The organism is Rhizobium sullae, assembly GCF_025200715.1.
Lineage (GTDB): Bacteria > Pseudomonadota > Alphaproteobacteria > Rhizobiales > Rhizobiaceae > Rhizobium > Rhizobium sullae.
The window spans coordinates 3,950,117-3,969,098 of record NZ_CP104143.1 but is presented as its reverse complement, the minus strand read 5'-3'; the positions used below and the strand labels follow the sequence as shown (position 1 = coordinate 3,969,098).

At 59.4% G+C, this 18,982-nt stretch carries 22 protein-coding genes; 8 read left to right on the top strand and 14 right to left on the bottom strand.

Translation table 11 applies throughout. From position 1 onward, the window contains the following. Positions 1-121: 121 nt before the first annotated feature. Both N2599_RS19630 and N2599_RS19625 read left to right on the top strand, forming a co-directional pair. The gene (locus N2599_RS19630; protein ID WP_027510581.1) at positions 122-1,069 is read left to right on the top strand and encodes an aldo/keto reductase; all 948 of its coding nucleotides are present in this window, start codon (positions 122-124) and stop codon (positions 1,067-1,069) included. A gap of 11 nt (positions 1,070-1,080) precedes the next feature. Next, a complete protein-coding gene (locus N2599_RS19625; RefSeq protein WP_027510580.1) occupies positions 1,081-1,524 on the top strand; it encodes a GNAT family N-acetyltransferase in 444 nt (147 codons plus the stop codon). Here N2599_RS19625 and N2599_RS19620 read toward each other — a convergent pair. Then, the gene (locus tag N2599_RS19620; RefSeq protein WP_027510579.1) at positions 1,514-2,125 is read right to left on the bottom strand and encodes a hypothetical protein; all 612 of its coding nucleotides are present in this window, start codon (positions 2,123-2,125) and stop codon (positions 1,514-1,516) included. The genes N2599_RS19625 and N2599_RS19620 overlap by 11 nt on opposite strands. Positions 2,126-2,293: 168 nt before the next feature. On the opposite strand from N2599_RS19620, the gene N2599_RS19615 reads away from it, so the two are divergent. Next, positions 2,294-2,653 carry a nuclear transport factor 2 family protein gene (locus N2599_RS19615; protein WP_027510578.1) on the top strand — a complete coding sequence of 120 codons (360 nt, stop codon included), beginning with the start codon at positions 2,294-2,296 and terminating at the stop codon, positions 2,651-2,653. 64 nt (positions 2,654-2,717) lie between these two features. On the opposite strand, the gene pheT is transcribed toward N2599_RS19615, so the two are convergent. From pheT to infC, 5 genes are all read right to left on the bottom strand, one after another. Beyond that, positions 2,718-5,141 (bottom strand): phenylalanine--tRNA ligase subunit beta, encoded by a 2,424-nt coding sequence (gene pheT / locus N2599_RS19610; protein WP_027510577.1) that lies wholly within the window; start codon positions 5,139-5,141, stop codon positions 2,718-2,720. A gap of 16 nt (positions 5,142-5,157) precedes the next feature. Continuing rightward, complete coding sequence (gene pheS, locus N2599_RS19605; protein ID WP_027510576.1) at positions 5,158-6,240, bottom strand: phenylalanine--tRNA ligase subunit alpha; 1,083 nt, start codon at positions 6,238-6,240, stop codon at positions 5,158-5,160. A 146-nt stretch (positions 6,241-6,386) separates the two neighbouring features. Continuing rightward, the gene (gene rplT, locus N2599_RS19600; RefSeq protein WP_027510575.1) at positions 6,387-6,791 is read right to left on the bottom strand and encodes a 50S ribosomal protein L20; all 405 of its coding nucleotides are present in this window, start codon (positions 6,789-6,791) and stop codon (positions 6,387-6,389) included. A gap of 39 nt (positions 6,792-6,830) precedes the next feature. Next, positions 6,831-7,034, bottom strand: a complete 204-nt coding sequence (rpmI, locus tag N2599_RS19595) for a 50S ribosomal protein L35 (RefSeq protein WP_004108077.1) — start codon at positions 7,032-7,034, stop codon at positions 6,831-6,833. Positions 7,035-7,333: 299 nt separating this feature from the next. After that, entirely contained in the window at positions 7,334-7,870 is a 537-nt protein-coding gene (gene infC / locus N2599_RS19590; RefSeq protein ID WP_037142171.1) for a translation initiation factor IF-3, read from the bottom strand. A 182-nt stretch (positions 7,871-8,052) separates the two neighbouring features. On the opposite strand from infC, the gene N2599_RS19585 reads away from it, so the two are divergent. Beyond that, positions 8,053-8,853 (top strand): alpha/beta hydrolase, encoded by an 801-nt coding sequence (locus tag N2599_RS19585; RefSeq protein WP_027510573.1) that lies wholly within the window; start codon positions 8,053-8,055, stop codon positions 8,851-8,853. A gap of 183 nt (positions 8,854-9,036) precedes the next feature. Continuing rightward, positions 9,037-9,636 carry a transglutaminase-like cysteine peptidase gene (locus N2599_RS19580; protein WP_027510572.1) on the top strand — a complete coding sequence of 200 codons (600 nt, stop codon included), beginning with the start codon at positions 9,037-9,039 and terminating at the stop codon, positions 9,634-9,636. Between the two features lie 170 nt (positions 9,637-9,806). On the opposite strand, the gene mbfA is transcribed toward N2599_RS19580, so the two are convergent. Next, the gene (mbfA, locus tag N2599_RS19575) at positions 9,807-10,790 is read right to left on the bottom strand and encodes an iron exporter MbfA (RefSeq protein WP_027510571.1); all 984 of its coding nucleotides are present in this window, start codon (positions 10,788-10,790) and stop codon (positions 9,807-9,809) included. A gap of 169 nt (positions 10,791-10,959) precedes the next feature. Between mbfA and N2599_RS19570 the strand changes: the two genes are divergently transcribed. Next, a complete protein-coding gene (locus tag N2599_RS19570; protein ID WP_027510570.1) occupies positions 10,960-11,427 on the top strand; it encodes a group III truncated hemoglobin in 468 nt (155 codons plus the stop codon). Here N2599_RS19570 and N2599_RS19565 read toward each other — a convergent pair. The 5 genes from N2599_RS19565 to N2599_RS19545 all read right to left on the bottom strand — a co-directional run bounded on the left by N2599_RS19565 (position 11,424) and on the right by N2599_RS19545 (position 15,200). Continuing rightward, a complete protein-coding gene (locus tag N2599_RS19565) occupies positions 11,424-12,335 on the bottom strand; it encodes an EamA family transporter (protein ID WP_027510569.1) in 912 nt (303 codons plus the stop codon). The two genes, N2599_RS19570 and N2599_RS19565, sit on opposite strands and share 4 nt — an antisense overlap. A gap of 99 nt (positions 12,336-12,434) precedes the next feature. Then, complete coding sequence (gene recX, locus N2599_RS19560; protein WP_027510568.1) at positions 12,435-12,989, bottom strand: recombination regulator RecX; 555 nt, start codon at positions 12,987-12,989, stop codon at positions 12,435-12,437. Positions 12,990-13,002: 13 nt separating this feature from the next. Then, positions 13,003-14,028, bottom strand: a complete 1,026-nt coding sequence (locus tag N2599_RS19555) for a histone deacetylase family protein (protein ID WP_027510567.1) — start codon at positions 14,026-14,028, stop codon at positions 13,003-13,005. A 61-nt stretch (positions 14,029-14,089) separates the two neighbouring features. Further along, a complete protein-coding gene (locus tag N2599_RS19550) occupies positions 14,090-14,611 on the bottom strand; it encodes a GNAT family N-acetyltransferase (RefSeq protein WP_027510566.1) in 522 nt (173 codons plus the stop codon). Positions 14,612-14,630: 19 nt separating this feature from the next. After that, positions 14,631-15,200: a helix-turn-helix domain-containing protein gene (locus N2599_RS19545; RefSeq protein ID WP_027510565.1), complete on the bottom strand. Its 570-nt coding sequence runs from the start codon at positions 15,198-15,200 to the stop codon at positions 14,631-14,633. A gap of 145 nt (positions 15,201-15,345) precedes the next feature. On the opposite strand from N2599_RS19545, the gene lepA reads away from it, so the two are divergent. Continuing rightward, entirely contained in the window at positions 15,346-17,178 is a 1,833-nt protein-coding gene (gene lepA, locus N2599_RS19540) for a translation elongation factor 4 (RefSeq protein WP_027510564.1), read from the top strand. Between the two features lie 199 nt (positions 17,179-17,377). Here the strand turns inward: lepA and N2599_RS19535 are convergent, their stop codons facing one another. Then, positions 17,378-17,830, bottom strand: coding sequence for a GFA family protein (locus N2599_RS19535; RefSeq protein WP_027510563.1), 453 nt, complete (start codon positions 17,828-17,830; stop codon positions 17,378-17,380). 136 nt (positions 17,831-17,966) lie between these two features. Continuing rightward, positions 17,967-18,515, bottom strand: a complete 549-nt coding sequence (locus N2599_RS19530; RefSeq protein WP_027510562.1) for a sugar O-acetyltransferase — start codon at positions 18,513-18,515, stop codon at positions 17,967-17,969. Between the two features lie 172 nt (positions 18,516-18,687). On the opposite strand from N2599_RS19530, the gene N2599_RS19525 reads away from it, so the two are divergent. Next, positions 18,688-18,981 carry an Rdx family protein gene (locus tag N2599_RS19525; protein ID WP_027510561.1) on the top strand — a complete coding sequence of 98 codons (294 nt, stop codon included), beginning with the start codon at positions 18,688-18,690 and terminating at the stop codon, positions 18,979-18,981. The last annotated feature ends 1 nt before the right edge of the window (position 18,982 follow it).

The following is an 18,982-nucleotide window of genomic DNA, read 5'->3' as shown; positions in this document are numbered from 1 at the left end:
ATGGCGCGCGCGCAAATCACGGAAGTTTGGTTTTCCTCTGCCGGAACCTGCGTTAGTTTACTCCCCGCGGCGCTCTGTCGCATCCGCACTTTCAATCAAATCAGCATTTTAGGAGAACGCCATGAAGATGCGCAGGCTTGGAAAAACAGGTCTTTCAATCTCGCCTATCGTCTTCGGCGGCAATGTCTTCGGATGGACCGCCGACCAGAAAACGTCGTTTGATATTCTCGATTCATTCTTCGACGCGGGTCTCAACACTATCGATACGGCCGACGTTTATTCATCCTGGGTGCCCGGCAACAAGGGCGGCGATTCAGAGGAGATCATCGGCAAGTGGCTGAAGAACGGAAAGGTTTCCCGCGACAGGGCGGTCATCATCACCAAGGTCGGCTCCGACATGGGCCAAGGCAGGACGCTGAAAGAGCAATATATCCTGAAGGCCGTGGAGGATTCGCTTAGCCGCCTAGGGACCGATTACATCGACCTCTACCTCTCGCATTGGCCAGACGAAAATACGCCTTATGAAGAAACGCTCGGCGCCTTTGCCAAGCTGAAAAAGCAGGGCAAGATCCGAGCGATCGGTTGCTCTAATCTTGATGCCGGCCAGCTTCAGGCATCCTTCGATGCCGCGGAGAAGGCTGGCGTTCCTCGCTACGATGTGCTGCAGCCCGAATATAATCTCTATGAGCGCTCCAGCTTCGAAGGGCGGCTTGCCGATCTTTGCGTCAAGGAAGATATCGGCGTCATCACCTATTTCAGCCTCGCAGCCGGCTTTCTCACCGGCAAGTACCGCAGCAAAGCCGATACGAAGGGCAAGGCCCGCGAGGACCGGGTCTCGAAATATCTCGACGACAAGGGCATGCGCATTCTTGCCGCACTTGATCAGATTTCCGCCGAGACGGGTGCAACACCTGCAGAGATCTCGCTCGCCTGGCTGCTCAACAAGAAAGGCGTGACGGCACCGATCGCCAGTGCTACGAGCACCTCTCAGCTCGACAGCCTTGTAAAAGCGGCTGAACTGGAGCTTTCCGACGAAGCAATGAGACTGCTCGACCGAGCTGGCTCCTGAGGGGGAATGACATGACCGTGACAATCCGCGATGCGAGACCGGAAGACGAAGCGCGTTGGCGCGGACTCTGGAAGGATTATCTCGCCTTCTACGAAGTGACGGTCGATAAGGACATTACCGATTCAACGTGGCGTCGGGTTTTCGATCCGGCGTCGGCAATCTTCATGCGCGTTGCGGAAGTCGATGGAAAGGTGATGGGCTTCACCCTATCGCTGACGCATGAAGGTACGTGGATTCGCGACAAGGACTGCTATCTCGAAGATCTCTTCGTCGATTCTGCCGCCCGCGGCAAAGGGGTCGGCCGGGCGCTGCTGGATGACCTCGTTTCTCTCTGCAAGCAGAACGGCTGGTCGCGGCTTTACTGGCACACCAACGAACAGAACAAGACGGCACGTGCGCTCTACGACAGCTATGTCGAAAGCGATGGACACATCCGCTACCGCATCAGTTTCTAAGCCGCGGAAGACCCTCGTAGAACTTCGAATGATCACCTTGCCAATTCGCCATACCAGGCTTGGTGCCGCGCGGCCGCACATAGCTTTGGATCACACGCTTTGGCCGCTCGTGCCATTGGATGTTGAAGGCCCATAGCTTCGGAAAGAAGCAGAGCGATGAATAGGGCAGATGATCGTGGATCCACCATGCAAGCTTCTGCCACTCTTCCTCATCGCGATAAGTATCGATCATCCAGGGTACGACGACACAGGCCGTCGCCCCCATGCAGCCATCGAAATCATGCCTGTCCCAGATATGGTCCGCGGCACTTGATGCATTGGTCGAGCAATTGAGCTTGTTTTTGTTTCCGAACTCGTTGACGGCGGCGGAACGGTAGCCCGAGCGGATGTGCAATCTGCCGAACATTGCCTGAAGCGGTTCGAGCAGTTCCTCGCAAAGCCGCCTGCCCGCCTCGATCGCCAGGTCCGGGTCGTCGGGAATGTTCGGAATTCGATAGAAATCGGCGATCTCGGAATGCAGGAAATCGCGGAAGAAGAAATTCTTCGAAAGCCGCGCCCGGCCCATATCCTCGAGCGATTTCATCGATCCAGGCTTCTTCATGCACCTCTCCATCTACTGGCACGACCCTATCCCGCCCTCCGGCTATTGCCACCCGGAAATTGCGGGCTCCAGCCTTACCAGCTGCTCCAGCTTGGCACGGCTTGCCGGAAGAGAGCCTGGCTCTAAATCTTCCAGCGTTATGATGACGCCGATACAAGGGTGCGAGATATGTCCGAACAGCAGGCAGTCGAAGCAGTCGTCCACCTCTACGTCGAAGGCATGACCTTTGCCAACGAAGCGGCTTTGCGAAAGGCCTTCCATCCGCAAAGCGCAATCATCGGTCACTACGAAAATATGGTCGAATGGCTGACACGCGACGAATTCATCGCTGCAATCACGGCCGAAGGCGCCGCTCCGCCGGGTACGCAACCCTATATGGACATAACAACGATCGATATCGAAGGCGATGCCGCGATGGTGAAGGTGACTGACGAATTCGCGGGGATGCGATTTACCGATTATCTGTCGATGCTGAAGATCGACGGCCGCTGGACCATCGTCAACAAGCTTTACTACCTGCATGCCTGATGACGCAGCTTTCAGTGCTTCGGGCCGGCGAAACCGCCAGCCCGGAGCGCCCATCATGTGCTCGTCAGCCTCGCAGCACGCCGCCGGTGAATTTCGCTACGCTCGCCACGATCTTCTGCGTCAAGGCTTCGAAATCCTCGTCCGTCAGCGTCCGCTCGACGGGCTGGATCTGCACTTCGATCGCAATCGACTTCTTGCCCTCACCAAGGGACGCGCCTTCGAAAATGTCGAAGACATTGACGCCGGTGACTAGCTTGCGGTCGGCACCGCTCGCGGCCCTGATGATCGCGCCTGCTTCTACCGTCCTGTCGACGACGAAAGCGAAGTCGCGCTTGACGGCCTGGAAGGGCGAAAGCTCCAGCGCCGGCTTGGTGCGCGTCGCCTTCTTCTTCGGCTCTGGCATGGCGTCGATATAGACTTCGAAGCCGCAGAGCGCACCGGAGACATCGAGCGCTTCGAGCGTCGAGGGATGGAATTCGCCGAAATAGCCGAGGACGACCTTCGGGCCCATCTTGATCGTGCCCGAGCGGCCGGGATGGTACCATTCCGGTCCGCCCTGCTCGATCTGGATGTTGCTCATCGGCAAGCCGCAGGCCTCGATCACCGCCAGCGCATCGGCCTTGGCATCGAAGGCATCGACTGGCTTGCCGCCGCCCTTCACATTATTCGACCACATGCGGCCGGAGCCGGCGAGCGACGCCGTGCCGCGGCGAATGCCGCCGGCAACACGGCGCTGGCCTTCCGGCCTGTCATTCTCATAGGTGCCGGAAACTTCGAAGATCGCCACATCGCCGTAGCCCTTGTCGGCGTTGCGCTGTGCCGCCGTCAGCAGACCCGCCAGAAGCGAGGGGCGCATGTCGGACATTTCGGCAGCGATCGGGTTTGCAAGCTTTAGTGCCGGCGAGCCACCGCCGAAGAGCTTCGCCTGCTCTTCCGAAATGAAGGACCAGGTGACAGCCTCCAGCATGCCGCGCGAGGCAAGCGCCCGCTTGGCCATGCGGTTGCGGATCTGCAGCGTTGTCAGGATCTTGCCGTTGACCGCGGCATGGCTTTCCAGCGGCGCCGGCTTGATGTTGTCGACGCCATGGATACGCATGACTTCCTCGACGAGGTCGGCCTTGCCATCGACATCCGGACGCCAGGAAGGAACAGCGACGGAGACACGTTCGCCCGAACCTGACACCATGAAGCCGAGCCGGGTCAGGATATCCTTGCTCTCCTCAGTCGAGACTTCGAGGCCGGTCAGGCGCTTGACTTCCGAATAAGGGAAATCGACGACCTTCGGCTGATAGCCCTTGTAGCCAACGACATCCGCCTTTGCCGGCGTGCCGCCGCAAAGTTCGAGAACGAGTTCCGTCGTGCGCTCCAGACCGGGAACCATATATTCCGGATCGACACCGCGCTCGAAGCGATAGCGGGCATCGGTGATGATGCCGAGCGTGCGGCCCGTCTTGGCGATGTTCATCGGGTCCCAGAGTGCGCATTCGATCAGCACGTCGGTCGTGTTTTCGTCGCAGCCGGAATGCTCGCCGCCCATGACGCCGCCGATCGACTCGATGCCATCGGCATCGGCGATGACGACGTTGTTAGGCCCAAGCTTGTATTCGCGCTGGTCGAGCGCCAGCACTGTCTCGCCTTCCTTGGCGCGGCGAACCGTCAGATGACCGCTCACTTTTGCAGCGTCAAAGACGTGCATCGGCCGCCCCTGATCGAAGGTCATGTAGTTGGTGATATCGACCAGCGCATTGATCGGGCGCAGACCGATTGCCAGCAGGCGCTGCTGCATCCATTTCGGGCTCGGGCGGTTCTTGACGCCGCGCACGAGGCGGAGCGCAAAACCTGGGCAGAGTTTTTCGTCATCAAGATCGAGCCTTACTTTGACGGGTGTCTCGCCTTCGACGGCAAAGGACGGCGCAGGCCGTGCTTTCAGCGTGCCGAGACCCGACGCGGCCAGATCGCGCGCGATGCCGTAGATGCTCGTGCAGTCCGGACGGTTCGGCGTCAGGTTGATCTCGATGACCGGATCGTCGAGGTGGGCATAAGCCGCATAGCTGGTCCCAACCGGCGCGTCTTCGGGCAGATCGATGATGCCCTCATGATTGTCAGAAATCATCAGCTCCTTTTCGGAGCACATCATGCCATGGCTTTCGACGCCGCGGATATTGCCGACGGAAAGTGTTACGTCGATGCCGGGAACATAGGTGCCCGATGCGGCAAATGCGCCGACGAGACCCGCCCGCGCATTTGGCGCGCCGCAGACGACCTGGACCGGCGGACCCCTGCCGGTATCAACTGAGAGAACCTTCAGCCGATCGGCCTGCGGATGTTTTTCAGCGGAGAGAACCTTGGCAATGACGAAAGGCTTGAAGGCTGCCTTGTCATCGACATCTTCGACCTCCAGCCCGATCATCGTCAGGCGGGCGCAGATTTCATCGAGGGTGGCATCCGTTTCCAGATGATCCTTCAGCCAGGAGAGTGTGAATTTCATGATCTCAATCCTCCCTTTACGCGCTCAGACCGCCGAACAGCGTCGGCATGTCGAGCGGGCGGAAGCCGTAATGGGTCATCCAGCGAATATCGGCGTTGAAGAAGTCGCGCAGGTCCGGCATGCCGTATTTCAGCATGGCGATGCGGTCGAGGCCCATGCCCCAGGCAAAGCCCTGATATTCGTCCGGGTCGAGACCGCCATAGCGCAACACGTTCGGGTGCACCATGCCGCAGCCGAGGATCTCCATCCAATCCGTTCCTTCGCCGAACTTGACGATCGGGCCGGAGCGGTCGCACTGGATATCAACCTCGAAGGACGGCTCGGTGAACGGGAAGAAGGACGGACGGAAGCGCATCGTCACGCTGTCGACCTCGAAGAAGGACTTGCAGAACTCCTCAAGCACCCAGCGCATGTTGGCGACATTTGCCTTCGTGTCGATCACCAGTCCCTCGACCTGATGGAACATCGGCGAATGAGTTGCATCCGAATCCTGGCGATAGGTCTTGCCAGGGATGATGATGCGGATCGGTGGCTTCTGTGCTTCCATCGTGCGCACCTGCACCGGCGAGGTGTGCGTGCGCAGTACCTTGCGCTCGCCGTTTTCATCCGGCTGGAAGAAGAACGTGTCGTGCATCTCGCGGGCTGGGTGGCCTTCGGGGAAATTCAGCGCCGTGAAGTTGTAATAGTCGGTCTCGACATCCGGACCTTCTGCGATCGAGAAGCCCATGTCACCGAAGATCGCGGTGATCTCGTCGACGATCTGGCTAATCGGGTGGATGCGTCCGCGCTCGACGGGCGATGAGCGGACCGGCAGGCTGATGTCGACCGTCTCCGCCTTCAGGCGGGAATTGACCGCCGCCTCCTTGAGCGTCGCCTTGCGCGCGGCAAGCGCTTCTGCGACCTCATTTTTGAGGACGTTGATTGCAACGCCCTTGGTCTGGCGCTCTTCGGGCGACATCGTGCCAAGCGTCTTCAGGAGCTCGGAAACAGAGCCCTTTTTTCCGAGGGCTGAAACGCGCACGGCTTCCAGCGCCGGTTCGTCATCGGCGGCAGCAATTTCCGCAAGCAGCGATGATTTGAGATGGTCGATATCTGACATCGTCAATTCTTTCCGTCCAGGATCAGGCGGGTAATCGGAGGCTGGTGAAAGCCGGCAAGAAGTACAAAGAAAGAAAAACCCGCGCCAGCCCAAACCAGCGCGGGTTTCCCAAAATTCAAAAAAGCGTCAAGCTTGGGAAGCGCTGGTTAACGAACCGCGCCTTCAAACTCGTTCTTCGTACCGGCTTCCTTGAGGTACTCAAGAGCCTTCTTGGAGGCTGTGACCAGCGCGCTGAATGCTTCCGGCTCATGGATTGCCATGTCGGAGAGAACCTTGCGGTCGACTTCGATGCCGGCCTTGTTCAGGCCGTCGATGAAGCGGCCGTAGGTCAGGCCGAATTCGCGGACGGCAGCGTTGATGCGCTGGATCCAGAGCGCGCGGAAATTGCGCTTGTTCACCTTGCGGTCGCGGTAGGCGTACTGCTTGGCGCGATCGACTGCAGCCTTGGCGGTACGGATGGTGTTCTTGCGGCGGCCGTAGAAGCCTTTTGCTGCCTTCAGAACCTTCTTGTGCTTGGCGTGAGAGGTTACGCCTCTTTTTACACGTGCCATTTCATGATCTCCTTAATCTAAAGCGTTCGCGGAATAGTCTTAGAGACCGTTCGGCAGGTAGTTCTTCACGACCTTGCGGCCGTCGGGTTCAGCGAGAACCATCGTGCCACGTGCGTCGCGAATGAACTTGTTGGTACGCTTGATCATGCCATGGCGCTTGCCAGCAGCGGCGGCCTTGACCTTGCCGGTCGCGGTGATCTTGAACCGCTTCTTGGCCGAGGACTTCGTCTTCATCTTGGGCATTTTGCTACTCCGTTTCTGTCCTCCCTGCACGCTTCTTCAAAGAAGCCCTTCTGCGATGTCCGGTTTTGCGGAGTCGCAACAAGGTGCGGGAGCGTTTGTTGTTGATCTGCGGGTATGGCGACGAAACCGTCCCGCAAGCATTCGAAACTGCCACGGCATGCCCTGCCGGTCAGTTCGGACGCGCGCTTATACCCGCAGCGCCAGAAAAGTGCAACGGGGCAGGCAAGGAATCTTCAGCCGCACAAAAAACAGGAAAGCCGCCCTTGCGGACGGCTTTGATGCGTCGATGAGGACCGCGCTCACTTCGGCGCGAGCACCATCATCATCTGGCGGCCCTCAAGCTTTGGCTCGGCTTCGACCTTTGCAAATTCCAGCGTGTCGGCCTTGACCTGCTGCAGAAGCTTCATGCCGAGTTCCTGGTGGGCCATTTCGCGGCCACGGAACTTCAGTGTCACCTTGACTTTGTCGCCTTCCTCGAAGAAGCGGCCCATAGCCTTCATCTTCACCTCATAATCATGAGTGTCGATGTTCGGACGCATCTTGATTTCTTTGACTTCGACGATTTTCTGTTTTTTGCGCGCCTCGGCAGCCTTCTTCTGGTTGGCGTATTTCAGCTTGCCCAGATCGAGAATCTTGCACACAGGCGGTTCGGCGTTGGGAGAAATTTCCACAAGGTCGAGACCGGCTTCTTCAGCCATTCTCAAGGCCTGGTCGGTGGGCACCGCGCCCAAATTTTGTCCTTCAGCATCAATCAACTGAACCTTGGGAACACGGATTTCCCGGTTCGAACGCGGCCCTTCCTTCACGGGCGCGTCGGTTTTAAAAGGTCTGCGAATGGTCGTACTCTCCTCGAGTTGTTTCGGATTGCAGCTTCGCGCTTCCATTTGGGGGCGCAAACAAAGTCTCAAAGTCTCGCTTTCGCTGCGATGTCGTCAATAACACGCTTTAGCGGAAAAATCACCTGCTGTCAGCCTATCGAGAATCTGTTTTATAGGAGCAAACAACGGGAGTTCTGCTTATGTCCGAAGCAACAGCCACATCCGACCCGCAGTTCCTGACAGTGGGCGAAGGCGATGCGGAGCGAAGGATTGCTTTCATCATTCGCGAAGCTGTCTCGAAGGATCGCAGCCCGACCTTCGTCTGGCTCTCCGGCTACAGGTCGGACATGAGCGGAACAAAGGCGATCGAGCTTGATCGTCTGGCCGGCGAACTCGGACTTGCCTGCATTCGCCTCGACTATTCGGGCCATGGTCTTTCCGGGGGGCAATTCATAAACGGAACGATTTCCCGCTGGCTGGAAGAGGCACTTGCCGTCATCCTTCATACGAAACCCGAGAGTATCATCGTCGTCGGCTCCTCGATGGGCGGCTGGATCGCGTTGCGGCTGGCGCAGGAGCTTGCAAAGCTGGACACTGCGCCAAAGCTCGACGGCATGGTCCTGATCGCGCCGGCACCCGACTTCACCTCGGAGCTCATCGAGCCGCATCTGAGAAAGAAGGACCGCGTCTCGCTCGCGGAACGCGGCTATTTCGAAGAGAAGTCCGAATATAGCCCGGAACCGAACATCTATACCCGTGCCCTGCTCGAAGACGGACGCGAAAACCGGGTCCTGACCGGAATTATCGAGACAGGCTGCCCGGTGCATATCCTGCAAGGCATGAAAGATCCGGACGTTCCCTACAGTCATGCCATGAAGCTGATAGAACACCTGCCCGCCGACGATGTCGTGCTGACTTTTATCCGCGACGGCGACCATCGGCTCTCCCGGCCGCAGGACATCGAACGGATGTTGTCTGCCGCCAAAGGCCTTATTCATTGATCGAAAGACCGCGCCGCCTCCGAACGAAGGCGGAATCGCATCCGCCGCATAGCATGAATTCGTGTGTCATTTTAACCATGTCGGTGGGTTGAAGCGGCCTTGCAAGAAGTAATGATTGACTCCTCAACCCCCTCTCCGTTAACTCTTTGTTAATAAATACAGGGGCGATGCAGGGAAACGGGCGTGCGGATAAAGGGTTACTTGGTGGCCACAATGGCCATGTTTGCGATGTCTTCGGCCGCATTACCGGCCCCCACGAAAAACCTCTCGATGGTCACCGGCGGCGCTACCTCGCAGCCGATTGGCCATTATGATTTCTGCCAGACCCATCGGGCCGAATGCGGCGCGGATCGGAATGCAGGGCCTGCGGAAATGAAGAGTGAGAAGTGGGCTCTGATCCGCTCGGTCAATTCCACCGTCAACAGCACCATTACCCCGATGACGGATAAGGAAATCTACGGCAAAGACGAAATCTGGTCTTACCCGACAACGGCGGGCGACTGTGAAGACTTTGCGCTCCTGAAGCGCCGCATCTTGATCCAGCGCGGCTTTGAGCCGGCAAACCTTCTGATGACCGTGGTTCGCAAGCCGGATGGCGAGGGTCATGCCGTGCTGACGCTGCGCACAGCCGAAGGCGACTTCATTCTCGACAATCTCGCTTCAAGCGTGAAGCCCTGGTTCGATACGCCGTATTCCTTCGTCAAGCGCCAGTCGAGCTTCAATGCCGGGCGTTGGGTCACCATAGAAAATGGCTACGACGTGCTGGTCGGCGCACTGAAGTAAGCAATCTCACAATACGAATGACTGCAAAAGGCCGGCTGAATGCCCGGCCTTTTTTCTTTTGGCTTTGTTTGCCGCGGCTGAGCCGGCCCTTCGCTTCGGCTCAGGGCGTTCGGCGCTGCAATCGATTCACCGGATCGATTGCCCGGGCTTTGCCTGGCCGCGTCTCCCCCTCACCCATTGCCGATCAGGATGCCGGCGGCCAGCACCAGGCTGCCGCCAAGCACGACCTGAAAGGCCGCGCGCAGGAACGGCGTTTCCATATATCTGTTCTGGATGAAGGCAATCGCCCATAGCTCGAAAAAGACGATGACGACGGCAGTGATGGTCGCGGTCCAAAATTGCGGAATGAGGTAAGGCAGCGCATGGCCGAGGCCGCCGAGCGTTGTCATGATGCCACAGGCAAGACCGCGCTTGACGGGCGAACCGCGCCCGGAAATCTTGCCGTCGTCATGTGCGGCTTCCGTGAAGCCCATCGAGATACCGGCGCCAACCGAAGCCGAAAGGCCGACTAGAAAAGTCTGCCACGTATCCTGAGTCGCAAAGGCGGCGGCAAAGATCGGCGCCAACGTCGAGACGGAACCGTCCATCAGGCCCGCAAGGCCAGGCTGCACATAGGTAAGCACGAATTGCCGCCGCGCATTTTCGTCCTCGGCGTCCTTAACGTCTTCCGGCGTATGCTTGTCGCCGAGCATCTTGGCAATGTCTTCATGACCCTGTTCGGCAAGCGCCAGATCACCGAGCAACTGGCGTGTCGAGGCGTCCGAAGTCTGCTTTGCTGCCTCAACATAGAAGCGGTAGGCCTGTTCCTCCATTGTTTCGGTTTCCTGCCGCACTGCTTCCAGCGACAGGTTCTTGCGCAGCCAGTCCGGCTTGCGCTCATAAAAGCCCTGCACATGCTCGCGGCGGATCAGCGGAATGCGTTCGCCGAAACGCTGCCGATGGATTTCAATCAGCGACTTGCGGTGCGTATCCTCGACCTCAGCCATATCCTCGAAAACCTGAGCCGAGGCGGGATAGGCCGTTTTCAGCATGTCGGCATAGGCGAGATAGATGCGGGCGTCGTCTTCCTCCGAAGCAATCGCGAGTGCCAGAATTTCCTGTTCCGACAATGACTTGAATGAACGTTTGGACGACCTGAAAAACCGCGGCAGCATGGCACGCTCCATTTTAGAATTATTCTAAATCTAGACAGTGCGCCGTAAAGCGTCAAGCATCCGGCGGTCGATCTGACAGATTGCCGCACGACGAATTGTGTACTTCAGTTGGAAACGGCAGATGCCTATATGATGCGTGCCGCAAGAACGTGGCCATTCGGGGTCTAAGATGAGCGGTGAATTGCAGAGCCGGGCGGCACATGTTGCCGCAATCCGCGAGCGGGCGGAAACGGAGATGAGGGCGATGGGCATCGACAATGCCTTCATCGACAGGCTGGTCGAGACCTTCTACGGCCGCGTCCTTGCGCATCCCGAACTCGGCCCGGTTTTCGACGCCCGGCTTTCCGGCCGTTGGCCGGAGCACATGTCAAAGATGAAGAGTTTCTGGTCGTCCGTCGCATTCCGCAGCGGCGCCTACGGTGGGAAGCCTGTGCAAGCACATGTCGGTGTTGCCAACATGACGCCGGCTCTCTTTCCGCAATGGCTGGAGCTTTTTGCCACAACGCTCGACGATATCGCTCCTAATGCCGAGGCAAAGGCGTGGTTCATGGCGACAGCGGAACGCATCGCGAAGAGCTTGACGCTATCGCTATTCTACAACCCCGCACTCGACGATCCGGCGCGCAAGCCCGCCTAAGCTTTTTCCGTCGAAAAGGTCGCACCTGCGCTCGCTGCAACGACCAGAGCGGTGCCAAACATCTGCAACATCGTCATGGGTTGGAAGAGGATGAGGAAGCCCGCAAGCGCGCCAATTGCCGGCTCCAAGCTCATGAGGATACCGAAAGCGGCCGTCGTCATCCGCCGCAACGCAATCATTTCCAAGGTATAAGGCAGGAGCGGAACAAGGATCGCCAAACCCGCCATCTCGACGAGGCCGTAGCCATCGAGGTTCGGCACGGCGCCCGCAAAGCCGAAGGGCGTGGCGACCACCGCGGCCACGATCAGCGACATGGAGAGGCCTTCGAGCCCCTGGAAAACCGCTCCGACCTTCTTCGTCAGCATGATATAGCACGCCCAGCCCGCGCCGGCGCCGAAGGCGAAGAGCACGCCAGGCAGATTGCCGACCCATTCCTCCCCGTCATAAGCGAGGAACAAGACGCCGGCGGCGGCAATTGCCGGCCAGATCAGACGGCGGGTAAGGCCGTAACCGAACGTCGCGACGGAAAGCGGGCCAAGGAAATCGATCGCGACCGCAAGCCCCAAGGGAATTCGCTCGATTGCCGCGAAGAAGGACATGGTCATCAACGCCGTCGTCGTGCCGAGAACCAGCGCGCCGATCCACTGCTCGCGGCTGTAGCGCAGCAATGGCGGACGAATGGCGATCGCAAGGATAACTGCCGCGAAAACAAGCCGCAGCCAAGAGGCACCGGCGGATCCATAGGCTGCGATCGCGCCGGAAGAGAATGCCGCGCCAAACTGAATAGATGACATCGACAACAGGCACATCAGCGCGCCGGCCGCAACGCCGCCGGAAAATGCGGGCGCTGCTGCAGTCAACGCGACGGCACTGCCGTTTGCCCCTGGCTCGCCTGTCTTCTGATCCATTTTCCGCTCCTGATTTGCACCACTGATACGAAGGCAATGGCAGAGCGGCAAATGCAAACTTCTGATCCGGACATAAGCGGGCTTTATGAGCGGAGGCTGCTAAAGCGCCCGCCTGGTTTCGAGCACCTCTTCAGCTTCACTCGCGCTCATGCCAAATACTTTTTTGCCGATCTCAAAACTGAATCCATTGCGGGCGAAAGCTGAAAGCTCCTTCGCCTTTCGCTTCTCATCAAGGTCGCCACGCCGGAACGGCCCAAAGGCGCGCTTGCGGGCGAAGACGACGGCGGCGAACAGATCGTCGGAATACTCGAGCGCGGTATCGACGATATCGCCTGCCACTCCTTTCGAGGAGAGTTTCTGCGCGATGACCCGTTTCGATTTTCCGCCGCGCACGGCCGAACGCGTGCTCGCCGCAGCATAGGCGACATCGTCGAGCGCCTTCTGGTCATAGGCGAATTTGATCGCGGAACCGGCAAGCGCCTCCAACTGCGCCGGACTGATGTTTTCGAACTTCTGCTTCGCCTTTCGCGTGATCGCATCGAAGAGCTGTTTTTCCGTCATCATCCGGCGCTCGAGGCGATAGATCGTCGAGTTGCGTGCCCAGGAGAGCATGCGCGGCGTCGGAACATCGGATTGCTGATCTTGATCGTCCATCGACAGGGCTTTTCTAACCCCCGAGGCCCTCCAGCACGTTGGCGACGTTAAGGCCGATTTCCGGCACGCCATAGCCGCCCTCCATGCAGGTCAATACCGGAAGGCCCGCCTTGGCGATCATCGCGCCCATGCGCATGAAGTCATCTGAATTGAGCTTGAAGAAGGAGATCGGATCGCGCTCGAAGGTATCGACGCCAAGCGAGACGACGATGGCTTCGGCGCCGAAAGCCTTGATGCGCGAAAGCGAATCCGCAAGCGCTGCCGACCAGGCAACCCAGGCCGTGCCGCGCGGCAGCGGGTAGTTCGCATTGCAGTGCTCGCCATCACCCTCGCCGGTTTCATCGGCATAGCCCCAGAAATAGGGAAAGGCGTTGGCCGGTTCGCCATGCAGCGACGCGAAGAAGATATCGCCACGGCGATAGGTGATGTCCTGCGTGCCGTTGCCGTGATGGAAATCGACATCGAGGATCGCGACCTTCTTCGCGCCAAGATCCAACAAGCGCTGCGCTGCGACAGCGGCGTTGTTGATGAAGCAATAGCCGCCGAAGAGATCGATGCCCGCATGATGGCCGGGCGGGCGGCAAAGCGAAAAGGCGAAACGGTTGCCGGCATTCAGCCAGTCAGCGCCGGTGAGTGCGCATTGCATCGAAGCGACGGCCGCCTCGTAGGTGCCGTTGGTGATCGAGGTCTCGGTGGCATTGGCGTAATAGCCGAGCATGCCGTCGATATCGTTCGGCACGCGCTGTGTCGCCCGGCGAACCGGCAGCGAGGTCGGGATCGCTTCGCCCGCAGCCCCGCTCGCCTTCCACAAAGTCCAAGCCTTCGACAGGAAATCGATATAGCCGGCATCGTGCACTTTCAGAGCCGTTTCCAGTCCATGCCGCTCTGGCGCGACAACCTCAGAAAAGCCCGCTTCCCTAACTGCCTCCAGGATCCATTCCGCACGGAAAGGGCCTTCAAATGGCGTCACAAGAAGACCACCATGCAGTTCGGTCTTCGCATCACGCAGTTTGTGGTCTTCGGAATAGATGACGCGCACCGACTTCTCCCTGATTTTATTTGTCGGATAAGGCGCGGCGGATGCACGCCTTGTCAATGGCTTAAGCGGCGATGCGCTTGTAGAAGAGCGTGGTCGCGCAATAGCCGCCCTCCGGCCACATCGCATAGTCCGGGATGACGCCGGCGTGCTGCCAGCCGAGGCGCGGATAGATTACCTCCGCTTCGCTGCCGGTTGCGGTGTCGAGCACCAGCAGACGCTTGCCGTGTTTTGCGGCTTCGCGTTCGATCGCCTCCATCAACAGCCGCGCCAGGCCCTTACCGCGCGCAGCACGATGCACGAGCAGTTTCTTCAAATCGCCACGATGCGGCTGGTTCGGCATCGAGGCGAAGCCTACCTGCACCGTCCCGACGATCTTTCCGTCGAGTTCCGCAACGGCCAGCAGAGTGACCCCTGCCTCGACACTCTCGACGATGCCCTGCCAGTAAGGCTCGGCATCGACTGGCGTATAAGGCTGCATAAAGCCAACGGATGCGCCGCCATTGACGCAATCCGCAAGCACTTCGCAAAGACCCGGAATGGCCGTGCGGGCCTGTTGTGCATCGAGAATACGAACGGTCATCATCTGCTCCTGAAAAATCAAATCAGCGGCGGCTGCGATTGAGCACGACGCAATAGCGGGCGGGTTTGCTGGTGGGATTGTGGAAAGCATGCCCTTCGCCGACCGGCATGAAGAGGCAATCGCCGGGGAAGAGGCGATGCACCGTTTCGCCGGTGGTCATCTCCATCTCGCCTTCGAACACCCAGACGTGCTGCGTCATGCCATGGCTTGCTGCATGCGGCGGAAAGCTGACGCGGGCGCCGGCCGGAAACTCGACGTCGACGACATCGACCTCGGACGAGGTTCCAGGCGGCGAAACGGAGCGGCGCACGTAACCGGTTTCCGGATCGCGCCACACCTGCTGCTCGTGGCGTCTCGCCAGCGGCGAGACTTCCTGCCCCTCATCGGCAAAGAAGGCCGAAAGCGAGAGTTCCAGCGCAGCACAGACCCTTGCAAGCAGCGAGGCCGTCGGGCTCACCTCCGCCCGCTCGATGCGCGAGATCATCGCTCGGCTGACGCCGGAGGCATTGGCGAGATCATCCAGCGTCAGGGCCTTTTCGATCCTGAGCTTGCGGATGCGGTTGCCGATCGCCGTTTCGAGTTCCTGTTCCATCACTTGGGGCTCATTGATTCTACTATAAGAGAAATACATGATCAGATAGTGGATTCAAGCAGTTTTAATGGTCGCCTTTGCCCGGCATTTTTATCCTAAACGGAGTCCTGCTTTTCCGCTTTGCGGCAGGGGACGGCACTGCTATATGGCGCGCATGAGCACCAATCCGACGACTCCGCTGTCCCATATCCGCAATTTCTCGATCGTGGCCCACATCGACCACGGCAAATCGACGCTTGCCGACCGCCTGATCCAGACGACCGGCGGCCTTGCCGATCGCGAAATGTCCGAGCAGGTGCTGGACAATATGGATATCGAGCGCGAGCGCGGCATCACCATCAAGGCGCAGACCGTGCGCCTGCACTACAAGGCGAAGGACGGCGAGACCTATATCCTGAATCTGATCGACACGCCCGGCCACGTTGACTTCGCCTACGAAGTCTCGCGGTCGCTGTCGGCCTGCGAGGGTTCGCTGCTCGTCGTCGACGCGAGCCAGGGCGTCGAAGCCCAGACACTCGCCAACGTCTATCAGGCAATCGACAACAACCACGAGCTCGTCACCGTTCTTAACAAGATCGACCTGCCGGCGGCAGAACCTGAGCGCATCAAGGAGCAGATCGAGGAAGTGATCGGCATCGACGCTTCCGAGGCGGTGCTGATTTCTGCCAAGACCGGGCTCGGCATTCCCGATGTGCTGGAAGCGATCGTTAACAAGCTGCCGGCGCCGAAGAGCCCGGGCGGCGAAAAGGCGCCGCTGAAGGCACTGCTCGTCGACAGCTGGTACGATGCCTATCTCGGCGTCATGGTTCTGGTGCGCGTCATCGACGGCGTTCTGACCAAAGGCCAGACGATCCGGATGATGGGCACGGGGGCCAAGTATCAGGTGGAGCGTGTCGGCGTACTGACGCCGAAGATGGTCAATGTCGATTCCCTTGGCCCTGGCGAGATCGGCTTTATCACCGGCAGCATCAAGGAAGTGGCCGATACCCGCGTCGGAGATACGATCACCGAGGACAAGCGACCGACGGCGGAAGCGCTGCCGGGTTTCAAGCCCGCCCAGCCCGTCGTCTTCTGCGGACTCTTCCCGGTCGATGCCGCCGATTTCGAGAATCTGCGCGCCGCGATGGGCAAGCTGCGCCTCAACGACGCCTCCTTCTCCTTCGAGATGGAATCCTCCGCGGCGCTCGGCTTCGGCTTCCGTTGCGGCTTCCTCGGCTTGCTTCATCTCGAAATCATCCAGGAGCGCCTGGAACGCGAGTTCGACCTCGACCTCATCGCGACGGCGCCTTCCGTCGTCTACAAGATGTACATGACCGACGGTACGGAACGCGAGCTGCACAATCCCGCTGACATGCCGGATGTCGTGAAGATCTCCGAGATCCATGAGCCCTGGATCAGGGCCACGATCCTGACGCCGGACGATTATCTCGGCGGCATCCTAAAGCTCTGCCAGGACCGGCGGGGCATCCAGATCGAACTTACCTATGTCGGCACGCGCGCGATGTTGACATACGATCTGCCGCTCAATGAAGTTGTCTTTGATTTCTACGACCGGCTGAAGTCGATCTCGAAGGGCTACGCCTCCTTCGACTATGCGCTGACCGACCACCGCGAAGGCAATCTCGTGAAGATGTCGATCCTCGTCAACGGCGAGCCGGTCGACGCCCTGTCGATGATGGTGCACCGGATGGCGGCCGAAAAGCGCGGCCGCGACATGTGCGAAAAGCTCAAGGAGCTGATCCCGAAGCACATGTTCAAGATCCCGATCCAGGCCGCGATCGGCGGCAACGTCATTGCCCGCGAAACCATCTCCGCGCTGCGCAAAGACGTGACCGCCAAGTGCTACGGCGGCGACGCCACCCGCAAGCGCAAGCTGCTCGACAAGCAGAAGGCGGGCAAGAAGCGCATGCGACAGTTCGGCAAGGTGGAAATCCCGCAGGAGGCGTTTATTGCGGCGCTGAAAATGGGCGACGAGTAATGCCTTCTCCTTCGAAGTTATGCGCATATTGTATGCGCATAACTTAACTTCGATGGACTACCGCTAACCGTCGACCTGCCCGGAAGGGCCGCTTGGCTTCAGTGCAAGCGTCAGAAATCAGCGACAGCGTCGCAGATCTTTCAGCGAGAGGCGACGAAATCACTGCCGCGCTGGATTTCCTGTTCCAAGGCTTCTCAGCCTATCCCCGCGCCATATACTCCTTGACCAACCCCTCGTAGGCATTCATTTCCGGCAGTGTTTCATAGCTATACACCGCGCCGGTTTCCGCAAATGACAGCTTCTCCCTTGTCCAAGTCTCGATGAAGGGCGTGAACCAGCTTGCATCATCCAGCATGGTGGCGCGCAGGTTGACGAACCAGTCCATGCCTTCCGGACGGGTGAACATCCAGCTCATGCAGTGCGGGCAGAAATAGTGTTTTGTCACGCCATGCAAACCGCCGATGACGGGCTCGCCTCGAGTGACTTCGAAGCCTTCCGCCGGAATCGCGGCGCTCAGAGAATAGGCGCTGGACGACATTTTCTGGCAGCCGGTGCAATGGCACGCCATGGTCAGCAGCGGCTTTGCGCTTACCTTCAACCTCACCCGGCCGCAACGGCAGCCGCCTTCCCATGGCAAATTCTTGTTGATCATCGGGTTCTCCTCCCTGTTCGCCGTTGATCTAGCGTCATCTGCCGTCAATCAAGATCAGTGCGCGCTTGCAACTGGCTTCGTGACCGGCGCTGCGCGTTCTCTCCTCCACCATGGAAAGGCAAAGAAGAGAAGGCGCTTATGTTCTGCCATGTATCCGCGCCGGATTGCCGGTGACCGTCGCACCGGCGGGCACATCTTTCGTCACAACTGCGCCCGCGCCGACGATCGCGCCGTCCCCAACCGACACGCCGAGGATGATCGCACCGCCGCCGATCCAGACATCTTCGCCGATCACCACCGGCCGCGCCATCTCGATCCCGGCTTTGCGAAGAGCGACGTCCTTGTGATGCTCGGCACAATAAATATGCACGCCCGGCCCCAGCATGGACCGATCGCCGACCACCACTGTTCCCGAATCGAGGATAGTGCAGCCTGCATTGAGGTAGACGCGACTGCCGAGGGTTATGTTCACACCATAGGAACAATGGAACGGCGCCTCGATGAAAGCGTCGGCAGGCGCCTTCGCGAGCAGCGCCGCCAGCGCTGGCGCCATGCTGCCGCGTTCGTCCGGCAGCATCGTGTTGTGCTGGTGAACGGCGTTGCGCGCCAGCTGCCGCAACGCCTCGAGTTCGCCATCGAGGCAGCAATACCATTCACCGGCCGCCATCTTCTCCCGCTCGCTCATCTGTCTCTCCGATGTTGGCCGCCTGCGTGTTAAGCGGATTGTGCCGCGAGAAGCGGGGCACCCGCGATGCCCCAGCTGACCTCAACATGAACATGTGACGGCCTGTCGACGCAAGCCGGGCGTTGCGAAGCGGCCACGAAGGCCCTAAATCAAACCTGAAGGGAGCCCGCCGATGACCGAAAAAGCCCGTGTGACGATCCTCTACTGCACCCAGTGCAATTGGCTGCTGCGCGCCGGCTGGATGGCGCAGGAACTACTGCACACATTTTCGGACAGCCTCGCCGAAGTGGCGCTCGTTCCCGGCACGGGCGGCAATTTCGAGATCCGTGTCAACGGCGACCTCATCTGGGAACGCAACCGCGACGGCGGTTTTCCAGGACCGAAGGAGCTCAAGCAGCGGGTGCGGGACATCATCGAGCCCGGCCGCGATCTCGGCCATGCCGACCGGGTTTCGCTGGAGAGCTGAC

What these genes read in the sequence shown, in the direction of transcription:
- N2599_RS19630 (WP_027510581.1), top strand. Translation starts at nt 122, where the DNA reads ATGAAGATGCGCAGGCTTGGAAAAACAGGTCTTTCAATCTCGCCTATC.
- N2599_RS19625 (WP_027510580.1), top strand. Translation starts at nt 1,081, where the DNA reads ATGACCGTGACAATCCGCGATGCGAGACCGGAAGACGAAGCGCGTTGG.
- N2599_RS19620 (WP_027510579.1), bottom strand. Translation starts at nt 2,125, where the DNA reads ATGAAGAAGCCTGGATCGATGAAATCGCTCGAGGATATGGGCCGGGCG.
- N2599_RS19615 (WP_027510578.1), top strand. Translation starts at nt 2,294, where the DNA reads ATGTCCGAACAGCAGGCAGTCGAAGCAGTCGTCCACCTCTACGTCGAA.
- pheT (WP_027510577.1), bottom strand. Translation starts at nt 5,141, where the DNA reads ATGAAATTCACACTCTCCTGGCTGAAGGATCATCTGGAAACGGATGCC.
- pheS (WP_027510576.1), bottom strand. Translation starts at nt 6,240, where the DNA reads ATGTCAGATATCGACCATCTCAAATCATCGCTGCTTGCGGAAATTGCT.
- rplT (WP_027510575.1), bottom strand. Translation starts at nt 6,791, where the DNA reads ATGGCACGTGTAAAAAGAGGCGTAACCTCTCACGCCAAGCACAAGAAG.
- rpmI (WP_004108077.1), bottom strand. Translation starts at nt 7,034, where the DNA reads ATGCCCAAGATGAAGACGAAGTCCTCGGCCAAGAAGCGGTTCAAGATC.
- N2599_RS19585 (WP_027510573.1), top strand. Translation starts at nt 8,053, where the DNA reads ATGTCCGAAGCAACAGCCACATCCGACCCGCAGTTCCTGACAGTGGGC.
- mbfA (WP_027510571.1), bottom strand. Translation starts at nt 10,790, where the DNA reads ATGCTGCCGCGGTTTTTCAGGTCGTCCAAACGTTCATTCAAGTCATTG.
- N2599_RS19570 (WP_027510570.1), top strand. Translation starts at nt 10,960, where the DNA reads ATGAGCGGTGAATTGCAGAGCCGGGCGGCACATGTTGCCGCAATCCGC.
- N2599_RS19565 (WP_027510569.1), bottom strand. Translation starts at nt 12,335, where the DNA reads ATGGATCAGAAGACAGGCGAGCCAGGGGCAAACGGCAGTGCCGTCGCG.
- recX (WP_027510568.1), bottom strand. Translation starts at nt 12,989, where the DNA reads ATGGACGATCAAGATCAGCAATCCGATGTTCCGACGCCGCGCATGCTC.
- N2599_RS19550 (WP_027510566.1), bottom strand. Translation starts at nt 14,611, where the DNA reads ATGATGACCGTTCGTATTCTCGATGCACAACAGGCCCGCACGGCCATT.
- N2599_RS19545 (WP_027510565.1), bottom strand. Translation starts at nt 15,200, where the DNA reads ATGGAACAGGAACTCGAAACGGCGATCGGCAACCGCATCCGCAAGCTC.
- lepA (WP_027510564.1), top strand. Translation starts at nt 15,346, where the DNA reads ATGGCGCGCATGAGCACCAATCCGACGACTCCGCTGTCCCATATCCGC.
- N2599_RS19535 (WP_027510563.1), bottom strand. Translation starts at nt 17,830, where the DNA reads ATGATCAACAAGAATTTGCCATGGGAAGGCGGCTGCCGTTGCGGCCGG.
- N2599_RS19530 (WP_027510562.1), bottom strand. Translation starts at nt 18,515, where the DNA reads ATGAGCGAGCGGGAGAAGATGGCGGCCGGTGAATGGTATTGCTGCCTC.
- N2599_RS19525 (WP_027510561.1), top strand. Translation starts at nt 18,688, where the DNA reads ATGACCGAAAAAGCCCGTGTGACGATCCTCTACTGCACCCAGTGCAAT.